The organism is Salinivibrio sp. MA440, from assembly GCF_001996265.1.
GTDB lineage: Bacteria > Pseudomonadota > Gammaproteobacteria > Enterobacterales > Vibrionaceae > Salinivibrio > Salinivibrio costicola.
The window spans coordinates 13,535-29,165 of sequence record NZ_MUFI01000046.1 but is presented as its reverse complement, the minus strand read 5'-3'; the positions used below and the strand labels follow the sequence as shown (position 1 = coordinate 29,165).

At 48.8% G+C, this 15,631-nt stretch carries 12 protein-coding genes; 5 read left to right on the top strand and 7 right to left on the bottom strand.

From position 1 onward, the window contains the following. Positions 1-233: 233 nt before the first annotated feature. Positions 234-1,166 (bottom strand): hydrogen peroxide-inducible genes activator, encoded by a 933-nt coding sequence (locus BZG80_RS13120; protein WP_077677727.1) that lies wholly within the window; start codon positions 1,164-1,166, stop codon positions 234-236. Between the two features lie 142 nt (positions 1,167-1,308). On the opposite strand from BZG80_RS13120, the gene BZG80_RS13115 reads away from it, so the two are divergent. From BZG80_RS13115 to ppk2, 3 genes are all read left to right on the top strand, one after another. Beyond that, complete coding sequence (locus BZG80_RS13115; RefSeq protein WP_021022905.1) at positions 1,309-1,911, top strand: peroxiredoxin C; 603 nt, start codon at positions 1,309-1,311, stop codon at positions 1,909-1,911. Between the two features lie 205 nt (positions 1,912-2,116). Next, a complete protein-coding gene (locus tag BZG80_RS13110) occupies positions 2,117-2,860 on the top strand; it encodes a copper homeostasis protein CutC (protein WP_077460257.1) in 744 nt (247 codons plus the stop codon). A gap of 143 nt (positions 2,861-3,003) precedes the next feature. Then, a complete protein-coding gene (gene ppk2 / locus BZG80_RS13105) occupies positions 3,004-3,816 on the top strand; it encodes a polyphosphate kinase 2 (RefSeq protein ID WP_077677725.1) in 813 nt (270 codons plus the stop codon). Between the two features lie 4 nt (positions 3,817-3,820). Here the strand turns inward: ppk2 and phoU are convergent, their stop codons facing one another. Genes phoU through BZG80_RS13085 form a run of 4 tightly spaced genes read right to left on the bottom strand, consistent with a single transcriptional unit; the run spans position 3,821 to position 9,298 of the window. Next, positions 3,821-4,528 carry a phosphate signaling complex protein PhoU gene (gene phoU / locus BZG80_RS13100; RefSeq protein WP_021022902.1) on the bottom strand — a complete coding sequence of 236 codons (708 nt, stop codon included), beginning with the start codon at positions 4,526-4,528 and terminating at the stop codon, positions 3,821-3,823. A 10-nt stretch (positions 4,529-4,538) separates the two neighbouring features. Next, positions 4,539-5,357 (bottom strand): phosphate ABC transporter ATP-binding protein PstB, encoded by an 819-nt coding sequence (pstB, locus tag BZG80_RS13095; RefSeq protein ID WP_021022901.1) that lies wholly within the window; start codon positions 5,355-5,357, stop codon positions 4,539-4,541. A gap of 18 nt (positions 5,358-5,375) precedes the next feature. Next, the gene (pstA, locus tag BZG80_RS13090; RefSeq protein ID WP_077679551.1) at positions 5,376-7,022 is read right to left on the bottom strand and encodes a phosphate ABC transporter permease PstA; all 1,647 of its coding nucleotides are present in this window, start codon (positions 7,020-7,022) and stop codon (positions 5,376-5,378) included. Positions 7,023-7,039: 17 nt separating this feature from the next. Beyond that, positions 7,040-9,298: an ABC transporter permease subunit gene (locus BZG80_RS13085; RefSeq protein ID WP_077679550.1), complete on the bottom strand. Its 2,259-nt coding sequence runs from the start codon at positions 9,296-9,298 to the stop codon at positions 7,040-7,042. A gap of 470 nt (positions 9,299-9,768) precedes the next feature. On the opposite strand from BZG80_RS13085, the gene ppk1 reads away from it, so the two are divergent. Together ppk1 and ppx are read left to right on the top strand one after the other, a co-directional pair. After that, positions 9,769-11,883, top strand: a complete 2,115-nt coding sequence (gene ppk1 / locus BZG80_RS13080; RefSeq protein ID WP_077460253.1) for a polyphosphate kinase 1 — start codon at positions 9,769-9,771, stop codon at positions 11,881-11,883. After that, the gene (gene ppx, locus BZG80_RS13075) at positions 11,858-13,369 is read left to right on the top strand and encodes an exopolyphosphatase (RefSeq protein WP_077669521.1); all 1,512 of its coding nucleotides are present in this window, start codon (positions 11,858-11,860) and stop codon (positions 13,367-13,369) included. The genes ppk1 and ppx overlap by 26 nt, the downstream gene beginning before the upstream one ends. Here the strand turns inward: ppx and BZG80_RS13070 are convergent. Both BZG80_RS13070 and phoR read right to left on the bottom strand, forming a co-directional pair. Continuing rightward, on the bottom strand, positions 13,366-14,319 hold the full coding sequence (locus tag BZG80_RS13070) for a PstS family phosphate ABC transporter substrate-binding protein (protein WP_021022896.1): 954 nt from the start codon (positions 14,317-14,319) through the stop codon (positions 13,366-13,368). The genes ppx and BZG80_RS13070 overlap by 4 nt on opposite strands. Then, positions 14,313-15,608, bottom strand: coding sequence for a phosphate regulon sensor histidine kinase PhoR (gene phoR / locus BZG80_RS13065; protein WP_021022895.1), 1,296 nt, complete (start codon positions 15,606-15,608; stop codon positions 14,313-14,315). The genes BZG80_RS13070 and phoR overlap by 7 nt, the downstream gene beginning before the upstream one ends. Positions 15,609-15,631: the final 23 nt, after the last annotated feature.

Here is a 15,631-nt window from a genome sequence, read left to right as displayed (position 1 = left end):
TATTTTTGTCACTTAAGTGTAACCACTTACGTAATTAAGTTACACAACAAGCCACTAGCAACTGAACAGAAAAGTTGTTTTTTTATTTAAAATCATAATATTAGCTGTAAAAATAAAAGCAGCACTCAGGCGTGCCGCTTTTTTTCGTGATAATAATCCAACGTCGGCATCGCGGTTTTTATGACACTCAAACAGAATATAAAACTAATTTTTTACCTTTAATGTAGAATTTATCACTGATTTTCGGTCAATATGTCTTTACCTGTTGGGGAAAGCAGTCCTGTCACCAGATCAGCGAGATTATTAAAGGTCTCTAATCGACTGGAAGATGGCCGCCATACCATGCCGATATCACGATAGGCTGCTTTTCCTGGTGGGGTTTCTAGATGCACATCTAAATTAGCAATTAAACCATGATCAATCGCCATTTGCGGTATAAAGGTCACACCATTGCCGTTGGCCACCATTTGCACCAAGGTATGTAAACTGGTCGCCATAAAAGGATTAATCTTCTGCGAGGCAGTCATCTGACAGGCAGAGACAGCATGGTCGGTGAGACAGTGTTCACGCTCTAATAAAAAGACAGACTCATCGGGGAGGGATTCATAATCAACGGGCAATGTAAGCTGTGCTGCTTGTTTGCCGCTCATGACCATTTTAAAGGGATCGCGGCCAACAATTCGACGCGTCATGGTGCCAATATCCATGGGGAGTGCAAGGATCAATATGTCCATTTCGCCATGTTTAAGCGCCGTGAGTAAATTGGCGGTAGTATCCTCGCGCAGCAGTAAATCTAAATTTGGATAGTGTTGATTGACTTGCTTGACCACATCACATAGTAAAAAAGGTGCAATGGTCGGAATACACCCTAAACGCACCTTACCATGCATAGGATCAGACTTAACTTGCGTTAGCTCCATAAGATCTTGGCTACGGGCGAGAATCTCCCGGCTTCGGCGTACCACCTCTTCACCCATGCCGGTGAGGACTAAGGTTTTATTGTCACGCTCAATCAGCTGCGCTCCAATCAACTCTTCTAGATTTTGAATCCCTGCGCTCAGTGTCGACTGGCTGACAAAGCATAATTTCGCCGCCTCACCAAAGTGACGCGTTTCTGACAGGGTAACCAAATAGTGTAGCTGCTTTAATGAAGGATATTTGTTCATAACGTCATATTTTAAACAATCGTATTTTCCGATTATAACAATCTATTAATTCCACTTTTTTCAATCTAACAAGTTAGCTATAGTTTGTCTCGCTTATATAGGAACCTGATTATCAGGACAACAATTAAATAGGAGCTGAGATATGGTACTCGTAGGTCGTCAAGCACCAGATTTTACTGCCGCTGCCGTACTAGGTAATGGCGAAATCGTTGATAACTTCAACCTGAAAGAGTTCACCAAAGGCAAAAAAGCAGTTGTCTTTTTCTACCCACTCGACTTCACTTTCGTGTGCCCATCAGAGCTGATCGCATTCGATAAGCGCCTGAGCGATTTCCAAGCTAAAGGTGTTGAGGTAATCGGTGTGTCTATCGACTCTCAGTTCTCACACAACGCATGGCGTAAGACAGCTATCGATGATGGCGGTATCGGTGCAGTGAAATACCCACTGGTTGCTGATGTGAAGCACGAAATTTGTAAAGCATACGATGTTGAACACCCAGAAGCGGGCGTTGCATTCCGTGGTTCATTCTTGATCGACGAAGACGGTGTTGTTCGCCATCAAGTCGTTAACGACCTGCCACTAGGCCGTAACATTGACGAGATGCTACGTATGGTTGATGCATTGAACTTCCACCAGAAAAATGGCGAAGTTTGTCCTGCACAGTGGGAAGAAGGTAAAGCAGGTATGGCTGAGTCACCTGAAGGTGTTGCCGCGTATCTGTCTGAGCACACTGACGACCTGTAATAAGGTTACGTGCCCCGCACTGAGCAATGTGCCCATACTAAGCAATGTAACAGTATAATGAGGCCCGGTTAAACCGGGCCCTTTTTTTATTGTCTCGCAACACCTTCCTTCCCTCCCGTTTCTCTACATGTCACACCTTGTCTGATTTGTTCATGACGCTTGCTCTGGTCACGGTTATGCTAGACCGTTCAAACAAGGAGCACCTATGACCGTCACCGTCGAAGTATGTATTGATAGTATCCAATCTTTATCGATTGCTCAGCAAGCGGGCGCAGACCGTATCGAGCTTTGTGCTTCACTCAAGCTCGGTGGCCTCACGCCAAGTATGGGCACCCTGAATCAAGCGATGCAACAAGCTCGCGTGCCTATTTACGCGATTATACGTCCACGAGAAGGGGACTTTGTTTATAGCCATGATGAAGCTGAAGTGATGCTTAAAGATATTGCCACTGCCCGCAAAACTGGCTGTCATGGCGTGGTGATTGGCGCCTTACGCCCAGATGGGACAGTAGACTTAACGTTACTCGATGCCATGCTGGCCGAAGCCCGAGGTATGGGGGTGACGTTCCATCGGGCGTTTGATCATTGCACCGAGCCAATGGCAGCGTTAGACGCCCTTATCGCGCGACCTGCCGTGGAACGTATTCTGACCTCAGGTGGTGCCAACCATGCCGAGCAAGGCAAAGAAACACTAAAAGCCTGGGTCGATTACGTCCGTCATACGCCGCTTCGGATCATGCCAGGTGCCGGGATCACAGCGCATAATGCCGCAGAAATCATCGCTCATACCGGCGCACGAGATATCCACCTGTCCGCGCGTACCACACAAGCAAGCGCCGCCCACACTCATGCGATGGCGACGATGGGTGAAGGTGAAAAGATCGGTTACCCCATCACTGATCCCATGCAAGTCAGGGCGGTAAAGCAGGCAGTCGCTCGATTCAGTTAAATGCAATACGCCAGCCGCTCTCATCATACTGTGATTGACCAAACCTTTTTGTCGAGAAGCTTGTGTCCTAGAGATAAGGATATTGCATCTCACCGTTGAGTTTCCTAACTTGAAATGATGTTTTTCACAAAAGGAGTGCTGCTTTGTCGGATAAAAAGCCCCTTAAAATCAGCAAAAAACACTACGAAAAAAAATTACTTGAGTTGCAAACCGAGCTAGTCAAATTACAAGAGTGGGTAAAACACAAACAGCTGAAAGTCGTGGTGATCTTTGAAGGGCGAGATGCCGCCGGTAAAGGTGGGGTGATAAAACGGATTACCGAAAAACTCAACCCACGCGTGTGCCGTGTGGTTGCACTAGATAAACCGACGGAACGCGAGCGCACACAGTGGTATTTTCAACGCTATATCGAACACCTTCCAGCGAGTGGAGAGATAGTTTTATTCGACCGCAGTTGGTACAACCGAGCCGGTGTAGAACGTGTCATGGGGTTTTGTACCGAGGAAGAATATGAAGAGTTTTTCCGCACTTGCCCTGAATTTGAGCGAATGCTGATCCGCTCGGGGATTATTTTGCTCAAATACTGGTTTTCCGTCTCCGACGAAGAACAAGAAAAGCGTTTTGCCGAGCGAATAAACACGCCAATAAAACGCTGGAAATTTAGTCCCATGGATTTGGAATCACGCAGCCGCTGGGTGCAATACAGTGAGGCGAAAGATCGCATGTTTGCTTATACCGACACCAAGGAAAGTCCATGGTGGGTAGTGGAAGCTGATAATAAAAAGCATGCGCGACTTAATTGTATCGCGCATCTTCTATCCCAGATCCCCTATCAAGAGATTGAATACCCAGACGTTATTCTTCCCGAGATCAGCAAAGAGGGCTATGTGCGCATGCCGCTTCATGACCAAAGTTTTGTCCCTGATAAGGTCAGTGAGTGGATCGATAACGACTAAACGCCTATTTGAGGAGCTTTTCGAGCTCCTCTTTTTGAATGTGACGAACATCTTTCCCTTTTACAAAATAGATGATGTACTCACAAATATTCTGGCAGCGATCGCCCACGCGCTCGATCGCACGCGCTGACCACATCACTTTTAGCACATTAGGGATAGAACGAGGATCTTCCATCATATAGGTCATTAACTGACGCAAAATTCCCTCATACTCACGATCGAGAGAATCGTCTTTACGGTAGACTTTCATGGCCGCATCAATATCCATCCGCGCAAACGCATCCAGTACGTCATGCAGCATTTTGGCAGCACGCTGACCCAATGCCTCTAGAGAAACCAAAAAAGGTTGCTGAGAATGGCTGGCATTGTCCAATGCCATTTTCGCGATGCTATCAGCCACATCGCCAATACGCTCTAGATCCGTGATGGTTTTAATGATTGCCATCACCAGGCGCAGATCGCTTGCCGTCGGTTGGCGCTTAGCAATAATCCGTGTGCAGGCCTCGTCAATGGCGACTTCCATGCCATTGACTTTGTGATCTTCACGAATCACATGGCGCGCTAGCTCTTCATCTTGATTGTGCATGGCACGAAGAGCATCGGTGAGCTGACGCTCCACCAGCCCCCCCATCGCTAGGACGTGAGTGCGAATCGCTTCTAACTCAGCATTAAATTGGCCAGAAATATGGCGGCTAATATTGTAATTATCCAAGGCCTGCTCCTTATCCGTAGCGACCGGTGATGTAATCTTCCGTCTGTTTATTTTTTGGTGTGGTAAACAAGGTGTCAGTATCCGCGTACTCTACCAAGCGGCCCATATTAATAAAGGCAGTTTGGTCTGACACCCGTGCCGCCTGCTGCATATTATGGGTAACAATCACCACTGTGTATTGTTTTTTAAGATCGTTGATCAACTCTTCAATCGTCAGTGTTGAGATAGGATCCAGCGCCGAAGAGGGCTCATCCAGCAATAACACTTCTGGCTCAATCGCGATTGCTCGGGCGATCACCAACCGCTGCTGCTGTCCACTTGAAAGACCAAACGCATTATCGTTAAGACGATCTTTTACCTCACCCCACAGCGCCGCACCTCGCAGTGAACGCTCCACCGCATCATCTAAGGTTCGGGGATCATGAATGCCTTGCAGCCGCAATCCAAAAACGACATTTTCATAAACGGATTTCGGAAACGGATTAGGACGCTGAAATACCATACCGACTTGACGGCGTAACGCAGGCACATCAACTTCGCGGTGATAGATGTTTTGCCCATGTAAGGTGACTTCGCCCCGCACGCGACACCCATCCACCAAATCATTCATGCGGTTAATGCAACGCAGTAAGGTCGACTTCCCACATCCAGAAGGACCAATAAACGCTGTGACCTTGCCCTTCGGGATACGCATACTGATATCAAACAGTGCTTGAGTCGCCCCGTAATAAAGATTCAAATCCCGAATAGCTAACGCCGTTTGCTCGTTCGGTAAGTTTCCCAAATCTAAGCTCGGCGTGGCGCCTATAGGCGGGTTTATCGAAAACATCGAGCAGGATCCTTATCGTTACAGTTCTAATGCGCGATATTTTTCACGCAAATAATGACGGATACCGATCGCGGATAAGTTCAGTGCCACGATCACAGACACGAGTAAAAACGACGTCGCATACACCAAAGGTCGCGCAGTCTCGATATGCGCACTTTGAAAGCCCACATCATAAATATGGTAGCCGAGATGCATAAACTTCCGTTCTAAGTGTAAGAAAGGAAAGTTGCCATCAACCGGCAGAGAAGGCGCCACTTTCACCACCCCAACCAACATTAAAGGCGCCACTTCACCGGCGGCACGGGCAACCGCTAAAATTAACCCCGTCATCATCGCCGGGCTTGCCATCGGTAAGACGACTCGCCATAGCATTTCAGATTGGGTCGCGCCCAAGGCAAAGGCACCATGACGGACGCTTGTAGGAATACGCGCTAGCCCTTCTTCTGTTGAGACTATCACGACCGGTAAGGTTAAGATCGCCAACGTTAACGCTGACCACAGAATGCCTGGCGTACCAAACACAGGCGCGGGTTGCGCCGCTTGATAAAAGATATCGTCAATGGTGCCACCAATGAAGTAGACAAAAAAGCCTAAACCAAACACACCATAAACAATGGATGGCACCCCAGCGAGGTTAACTACCGCAATCCGAATCAACCGAGTGAACGCCGTTTTAGGCGCATATTCATGCAGATAAATCGCCGCGACCACGCCCAAAGGGGTAACAATCACTGCCATTAACAAGACCAGAAAAACGGTGCCAAAAATCGCCGGAAAAACCCCACCTGCGGCATTACTGTCACGCGGTGATTCAGATAGAAAAGCCGCCACTTGGTGCCCCCAAAATGTCAGCTTATCGACGCCGCTCATCGCGTTGGGGTACCAAATATTTAGCACATTCTCGAGCGGCAATGCGACCTCATCACCATGGCTATCTTCGACAACCAGTTGCCCTGTTTTCTGTTTATCCCGCAACTGTGCGAGCTTTTGCTCCAGTTGTTGATACTGAGTGAGCAACTGTGTGCGGCGGGATGCAATCTGCGATTGGGCGCGCTTGTCCAACGCCCCCTCAAGTTCGCGAGATTTTTCCTCTAATCGCAACTGTTCGAGCTGATAATTCACCCCTGCCAGATGGACTTGTTCAATTTTATTGATCGCATCACGACGCGCCGCCAAATCCGCCAGTTGCTGACGCAGCGCAGAAATCACTAATCCATGACGTGTACCGCTTTGATCAATATACGCTGTTGGCTTGCCATAAAAGACACCGTTCTCGCTTCGCTCAATCATCGCCATCTCAATCGGCGTGTGTTGGCTTTTTATCTGAAACGCAAGTAACTGACGAAAGTCGAGCCCTTCTCGTTCACGGTTGCCAATTTTAACCACCAAGCGCTGATACGCGGATTGCCGGTATGCGGGTAAGCGAACACCGGCGTCGATAAGCTGAGTCGCATCAACCTCATCGGTTCGATAAATCTGACCAACGACAGTTTCTACGCCCTGTTCCGTCTGTAACTCAAAACTGGTCACCGGTGTGGGCCAAAAATAGCCTAAGCCACGAACACCGAGCAAGAGTAAGACACCGAGAATGGCAATAAGACTGACGCTAACCATCCCTGCCGTCATCCAGACCCAAGGCGTGCCAGATTTTATCCATGGACGCATGCGCACTCTCATCTCAATTAAAGGTGACTGTATTTGTCGCGTAAACGCTGACGAACAAGTTCAGCCAACGTATTAAAGACAAAGGTGAAAACAAACAAAATAAACGCGGTTAAAAACAACACACGATAATGCGAGCTCCCCACTTCGGACTCTGGCATCTCGATCGCAATATTGGCCGACAAGGTCCGAAGCCCTTCGAGCAGGTTCCAATCCATAATCGGTGTATTCCCTGTGGCCATCAACACAATCATGGTTTCACCCACCGCGCGACCTAATCCCATCATCACCGCCGAGAATATCCCTGGGCTAGCGGTGAGCAACACAACCCGCATCAATGTTTGCCAATGCGTTGCCCCCAGTGCTAACGCACCTTGCTTTAGATGTGGCGGAACCGAAAAAATCGCATCTTCAGCAATCGAAAATATGGTGGGAACCACAGCAAAGCCCATCGCGATCCCAACCACTAAGGCATTACGTTGATCATAACCAATGCCTAGCTCGTGGGTAATGAATTGACGAGCATCGCCTCCCAGCCAAATCTGCTCAATCCAAGGTCCTAAAGACACGGCCATTGTCCCCACTAACAGCAACACCGGGATAATCACCAGTATTTGGGCGTTGTCCGGCAAGCGACGGCGAGCATAGCGGGGGATCATTCGCCAACAGGCGCTCAACCCCAGCAACACAAACGGGATTAGGATCAACAACATAAAGACGCTAGCAATATGTGCTTCAACCCAAGGGGCAAGCCATAAGCCGGCTAAAAAGCCAATGATCACCGTAGGTAATGCTTCAATCGTCTCAACCGTCGGTTTGACCCATCGCCTCAACCCTGATGACATAAAGTAAGCCGTATAAATAGCCGCACCAATGGCCATTGGCACCGCGAACAGTAAGGCAACCACGGCCACTTTTAGTGTGCCAAAGATCACCGGCACCACACTCAACTTTGCTTCAAAGCTATCGTCGGCCGATGTCGACTGCCACACATATTGCGGCGATGAGTATCCCTCGTACCACACTTTTTGCCATAAAGAATGGAGACTGACTTCAGGATGAGGATTATCCACCGCCAACCACTGCCACTGATTTTGTGTCACCGCCATCAAGGCGTTGGCGCGAGGAGCAAATGCCAGCGCCTCCGGGACCGAGGTAAACCGTTTATCAAAATGCCGCTGTTTTTCACTGGTCACATGTACCAAGCTCAGCTGCCCAGTATCATCCACGGTGGCCACGCTTTTACGATGTAACTCTGGCGCTATTATTTTTGCCCCAGCACCGGGCGAAAACGTACGCACGTTGGTCAATGACGGCTCACCACTTTTGAGGACATCAAACCATTGCGTCAAGTCACCATTTTGATGCTGCAATATTAACGAGCGTCCCCCCGCTAGCAGCGTCATATTAACCACCGAGCTATCGTTCACATGAGTGAGGTCTAGGCGTTCGCGCTTAATGGGCATGTCATTATTAACCTGCCAAACCGATAAAGTATGATGCTGACGGATAAGTAACCGTTGTCCATCGCCCGACAATGCCAACTGATTGACTGGCGCACTCAAAGGGAATGATGTTTTATGCTGGCCGCGGTAGATCATCAATTGATTATCGGCAGTCACAGCCGCCAACACAGGCGCTATCGGCTGGCCATGCAAGCTATCCGGTATCGCCAGGGCAATCTTATCCAGCGGCTGTCTATTCGCATCCACCGTTACGGGTCCACCAAACGCAGATATACGCGATAACTGCGGGATCACCGCATCACTGGCTTGGTCATCGTTGCCAAAGCGTAATTGCCAAACGCCCACTTCACCGGGAGCATTTTCCACTGCGATAAAAGGCGCCGTTGCTTGAGCCCAACTCATCGCAGGATCACTGAGGGTCGATAGCGCGCGTTGTAAGACAGTTTCAGCCTGCGGGAAAGTTGTCTTCTCTTGAGGCTGTTGAGGCTGTTGAGGCTGTTGAGGCATCGATGACTGACGAGGACGACGCGCTACCGTCAAGACGCCTGTCTCATCCAAGCTATAAACGAGTTGATTACGATTATCAGCGCCAACAAACCGTGGCGCTCCAGGTGAAGAGACAGAAAAGCGTTCACTTAACGTCACACTGGCTTGATGAAATAGCGGAATCACGACAGTTAAAAGATAAAAAAACAGCAGCAACAAGGTCACTAATACCATCACACCACCAAAGCGCACTGTTTGACGCGTCAGTTTATCTTTTAAACGTCGCGCACGTTTGGTGTCAGAAAGTGATGGTGAGGAGTGGGTCATTTGCGCCTCTTATTTTAATCAAGCTCTTGATTGTATTTCATTACAATGACAATTTTGTGACAAATCGGCCCGCTATGATTATCCATATAAAAAAAGTGGATGATGGCTAATCATACTGCCGCTTGCGGGCTAACGCCTCGACACCGGGACGGTGCGTTGCTGAGCGGTACGCAATAAATATGCAACAAACGGACTTTAGGCTGGCCCAAGTTGATATTGGGCACACTTTCGTGAGTTTACTGCTGTGAAGCATAGACAACACCCTGAACGACCTCAATAATTGTTTAAACAATCGTCTTAAGGATCACGCATGATGCATTTTGTTTTCACGTATCAACACACTGGATACGTTCCTACAAAGTGCAGCCAACATCAGCGTATTGTACAAAGCCCTTGAAAGGCTGTCTGACGCTTTAGCGGTCTTGCTTGACAGCCATCTTATTCAGTAGAACAGGATTTTCTCACACGCTATGACTTTAGACTCCCATCATGTCGACAAAGAACTGAGCTGGCTCTCCTTTAACGAGCGCGTACTGCAGGAAGCTGCGGACAAAAGCGTGCCGATTATCGAACGGGTTCGCTTTTTAGGTATTTTTTCATCCAATCTTGATGAATTTTATCAAGTACGGTTTGCCGATGTGAAACGCCGTATCATTATTGATGAAGAGCGCGGAGTCGATAGTCATGCCAAGGAGTTACTCAGTAAAATTCAAGCGAAAGTGGTCAAGCTCAATCAAGATTTCGACCATCTATATAATGATATTTTGCTTGAAATGGCACGCCGCAATATCTTTTTGGTGAATGAACGACAACTGTCGGAGCATCAAGCCCAATGGCTTAAACGCTATTTTCGTAGCAATATCTTGCCTTACATTACACCGATCATGCTCAATAAAGATGTCGATGTTTTAAGCTTTTTAAAAGACGCTTATTCCTATTTAGCAGTCGAGCTAAAAAAAGCCGGTGAAGAGCCAAAATATGCATTAATTGAGATCCCAACCGACGATCTGGACCGGTTCGTCAAAGTACCTGAGCCTAAAGGAAAGCGGCAGCGCAAAACCATTATCTTATTGGACAATATTATTCGACTCTGTGTTGATCAGATTTTCAGTGGTTTGTTCGATTACGATACCGTCGACGCTTATGCGATGAAAATGACGCGTGACGCCGAATACGATTTGACCAACGAAGTAGAACATAGCCTGCTCGAAAATATGTCAGAAAGCTTGGACCAACGCTTAACCGCCCTGCCTGTTCGGTTTGTGTATCAGCGTGATATGCCACCTGAAATGGTGAACAAACTCATCCAAGTTTTAAAGATTTCTGATTACGACAGTGTGCTACCCGGGGCGCGCTATCATAACTTTCGTGATTTTATCGGCTTTCCCAATGTGGGACGCCAGTATCTAGAAAACGCACCGCTTCCGCCTTTCGAGAGTGCCGATTTTCAATTGCAAAACAATGCGTTTCGGGCCATACGTGAACGCGACATACTGCTGTACTACCCCTATCATACCTTTCGGCATATGACCGAACTGGTGCGACAAGCATCGTTTGACCCTAAAGTGCGTAGCATTCGGATCAACGTGTATCGCGTGGCAAAGAACTCGCGGATTATCAATTCAATGATTGATGCTGCCAATAACGGTAAGCGCGTCACTGTGGTGGTTGAACTTCAGGCACGATTTGATGAAGAGGCCAATATCGAGTGGTCACGGGTACTGACCGACGCAGGGGTCAAAGTGGTATTCGGCACGCCAGGGCTAAAAATTCACTCCAAGCTGTGCTTGATATCTCGCCGCGAAGATGGCGAACTTCGCGATTATGGCCATATTGGTACCGGAAACTTTCATGAAAAAACGGCACGAATCTATACTGACTTTGCGCTTTTTACCGCCGATCAACAACTCACCTCAGAGATCCGAAAAGTTTTCGACTTTATCGAGAACCCTTATCGCCCAGTAAAGTTTAACCACCTGATTGTGTCGCCGCGTAACTCACGCCGCCGAATGTGTAAATTGATCGAGCGCGAGATTGAACATGCGCGCGCCAAACGCAAAGCTGGCATTACGCTTAAAGTCAATAACCTCGTTGATAGAGGCTTAGTTAATCTCTTATACAAAGCCAGCAATGAAGGGGTCAAAATTCGAATTATTGTCCGCGGCATGTGCTCGCTCGTGCCGGGCGTAAAAGGGGTGAGTCAAAACATCAAGGCGATCAGTATTGTGGACCGCTTTCTCGAGCATCCACGTGTATTTGCCTTTGAAAATGGCGGTGAACGTGATATCTATATTTCATCTGCCGATTGGATGACCCGAAATATTGATAATCGTATTGAAGTGGGGGCACCTATTCGCGATCCAAGACTCAAAGATCGCATCATGGCAATCTTGGAAATTCAATTTGCCGATCGCGCCAAAGCACGAGTCATCGACAAAGCCATGTCTAACGCCTATGTTAAACGCGGTAACAAGAAAAAGATCCGCTCACAAGTCGAGATCTATGATTACCTCAAACACATAGAACGCCAAGCACTCAAACACGCGGAAAAGTTGCAACATGACACACCCCCAGTCAAAGGATAAACCGCGCGAGATTGCTGCGGTTGATCTCGGCTCCAACAGTTTCCACATGGTCGTCGCACGCGTCGTCGGTGAAGGGCTTCAAATCGTCAGCCGCCATAAACAGCGCGTTCGTCTGGCTGCGGGGCTAGACAGCCACCATTGTCTTAGCGATGAAGCGATTGATCGAGGCGTGGAATGTTTAGCCATGTTCGCTGAGCGCCTCAACGGTATTGACGTGGATAACGTCCGCATTGCCGCGACCCACACGTTACGCCAATCTCGTAATATCGAGACGTTTATCCAGCGAGCGAATCAAGTTTTCCCTTACCCAATAGAAGTTATTTCGGGTGAGGAAGAAGCGCGTTTGATTTACATGGGCGTGTCACACACCCAACAAAATATCGGCCGCAAACTCGTCATCGATATTGGTGGCGGCAGCACAGAATTAGTCATTGGTGATAACTTTGACCCCCTGCTGGTTAATAGCAAACGCATGGGCTGTGTGAGCTATAATGAACGGTTTTTCCCCAAAGGGGCCATTAGCTCAAAGCAATTTGCGGCCGCTCAGCTCGCCACTCGGCAAAAACTAGAGAGTCTCGCAAGCCAATACCGCCAAGCAGGCTGGCAAGTGGCTTTAGGGGCTTCAGGAACGGTGAAAGCGATTCGTGAGGTCATCATCGGCTTGGGTGACGACGATGGCATTATCACCCGCAAACGCCTGGATAGTTTGATTGAAACGCTACTGACATTTAAAACCAGTGAGAGCATCAATTTGCCAGGCTTATCAGCCGATAGGCAACCTGTGTTTGCTGCGGGTGTGGCTATCTTGTCGGGGATATTTGATGCGTTAGCCATCGAGTCACTGCGCTTTTCCGACGGGGCACTGCGTGAAGGTTTACTCTATGAGATGGAAGATCGTTTTCAGCGTACGGATATCCGCGGCCGCACCACAGATGACATGGCGGCTCGCTACAATATTGATCTGAGTCATGCTCGACGTGTACAGCAAACGGCGGCCCACTTTTATGCGCAAGCAGAACCGGATAAAGGCAGTAAAAAGTCCGAGCTCGCCGGATTGCTCAACTGGGCAGCACTGCTCCATGAAGTTGGCCTGAGCATTGGCTATCCGGGTTATCACAAACATTCAGCCTATATTTTGCACCACACCAATTTGCCGGGTTTTAATCAAGAGCAGCAGACAGTGCTCGCGACATTGGCACGCTTTCACCGAAAGGCGCTAAAGCTCAGTGAGATGCCCAAGTTTACTTTGTTTAAGCCGAAACTGATTGAAACCCTAATTTGCGCATTACGCTTAGCCTGTGTGTTGCACTCCCAACGTAACGACCAGCCACTACCTGATATCGCACTGAATGTGGATAAAAAAGGAACATGGCAGCTCGATTTCCCTGCAAGGTGGCTCCAAGATAACCGCTTATTAGCCGCCGATCTTGAAGCCGAAAAACAATACTGGCAATCCGTAAACTGGGCGTTGACCTGTAACGACTAATCCAATCCCAGCGCCTGTCGCTGTGCGTGTACCGTTTCTGCCGGCAATGGAATATATCCTTGCTGGCTGACGGCTTTTTGTCCTTGCTTAGAGAGAATATATCGCATAAATGCGGCATCTAAAGGCGCAAGCGGTTGATGCGGCGCTTTGTTGATATATAAATAGAGATGTCGAGTAAGTGGGTACTTACCTTCTCGAATCGCCCTGTCACTAGGGATAACGGCTTTGTCGCCATGACGAGAAATCGCAAGCATACGGGCGCCCGAGGCTTGATGACCGATCCCTGCATAACCGATAGCATGGAGTGAAGAAGCCACCGACTGTACCACCGACGCCGAACCGGGCTGCTCATTCACATCGGCACGAAAATCGCCGCGACACAGGGCTGATTGCTTAAAATAACCATAGGTGCCAGAGACCGAATTTCGGCCAAACAACTGTAAGTCACGATGCTGCCAGCGGCCGGTTAAGCCCAGCTGCCCCCAGGTTGTAATAGGGTCACTCGCACCGCACCACAGCGTTCTGGAAAAGAGCGCGTCAAGCTGTTGAAAACTGATAGTACGAAGTGGATTGTCTTGATGGACATAGACGGCCATCGCGTCAATCGCAACTGGGACTGCGGTTGGGGGGTAACCGAACCGCGCTTGAAAGGCGTTTTCCTCACTGACACGCATCGCGCGGCTCATTGGCCCAAGTTGCGCAGTGCCCTCCACCAGCGCGGGCGCCGCCGATGCCGAGCCAGGGGTCTGCAACTGCACATTGACGCCCGGATGCAAGCGCTTAAATCCGCCTGTCCACGCCGCCATAAGATTACCGAGCGTATCAGAGCCCACAGAGCTTAAGTTGCCGGATATGCCGCTGGTACGTTGGTAATCCGGTAAAGGATGGGTTTGGCTTAACGCATCCAGACTCCATACGAGACAAACAAACAAGATAACGCGTTTTAACATGCGAGCCGCTCCGGCAACGTGAATGCAAACGTGCTACCTATCCCGACTTCGCTTTTAATATCCAGTTCAGCATCATGGTGGCTCAGCGCGTGTTTAACTATCGCAAGCCCTAGCCCACTGCCACCGGTTTCTCGCGATCGCGCTTTGTCGACACGATAAAATCGCTCAGTCAATCGGTCTAAATGTTGTGGCGGAATGCCCTCACCACTGTCGATAACCTCTAAGCGCGGGCCTTTTTTAGAACGATACCAACGCACCTGGATCTCTGCCTGGGCGGGAGTGTGTTTCACCGCATTATAAACAAGGTTTGAGATCGCACTGCGCAGCTGATCATCATTGCCGCGGACTTTCAACGCCGTGTCGACGTCAAAGGTAAGTACATGCTCACTGTTACCACTTAATGCCTGAGCCTCTTTTTGCAGCACATCGAGCATCGCGGGAACATCAACATGATGATCGAGATCGGGTTTGGCTGCAGCTTCAATTTTAGACAGCGTAAGCAGTTGCTCAACCAAGGATTCCATCCGAGATAATTGCTCTGTCATCACACCATGTGCTTTTGGCCACATGGGTCCAACAACCATATCCGGATCTTCAGTCATTTCTAAGTACCCACGCAATACCGTCATTGGTGTGCGCAGCTCGTGCGAAACGTTGGCGAAAAAATTACGTCGCATACCTTCCAGTTGCTTTAACTGTGTGATATCACGCACTACCATCAAATATTCGCCTTCCGCGTAGGGCATGGTCCGAAATTCGAGTGTGCGAGCGCTATTCAGATGAGAGCGCATTTCCAGCGCCGTATCGTAATTGGCATTGGCGATATAACTGACAAATTCCGGTGCGCGGATCAAGTTACTAATATGCTGGCCATTATCATCCGGCATGCGCAAGCCAAGTAGCTCCTGAGCGAGTTTGTTACACCAAACAATGGCGCCATCGCGCTCAAATACCACCACCGCATCGGGCAAAGACTCCGCGCCGTTACGAAAACGGCGAATTAAGTTAGCAAGCTCTTTGCGACGCCGGCGGTTACGCTTTTGTAAGCGATAAATACCATTAAATAAAGGCTCCCACGATCCCGTACCGGATGGGGGCGTTAAGCTTTTGTCTTTCCATAACCAGTCAGACAGCTTTATTTGCTGGTGCAAGTGCCACAATAACATCGCTACAGTGGCGCCGAGTAATAACCAAGGTAGGCCGCCAAACAATCCACCTACTACGAGCCAAGGTAAATAAAAAAAAGCCAGCTCCCAGGCTAGCTTCTTCCAAGACAGTCGTTCGACCATTATATCTCCATATCGGCTCATCC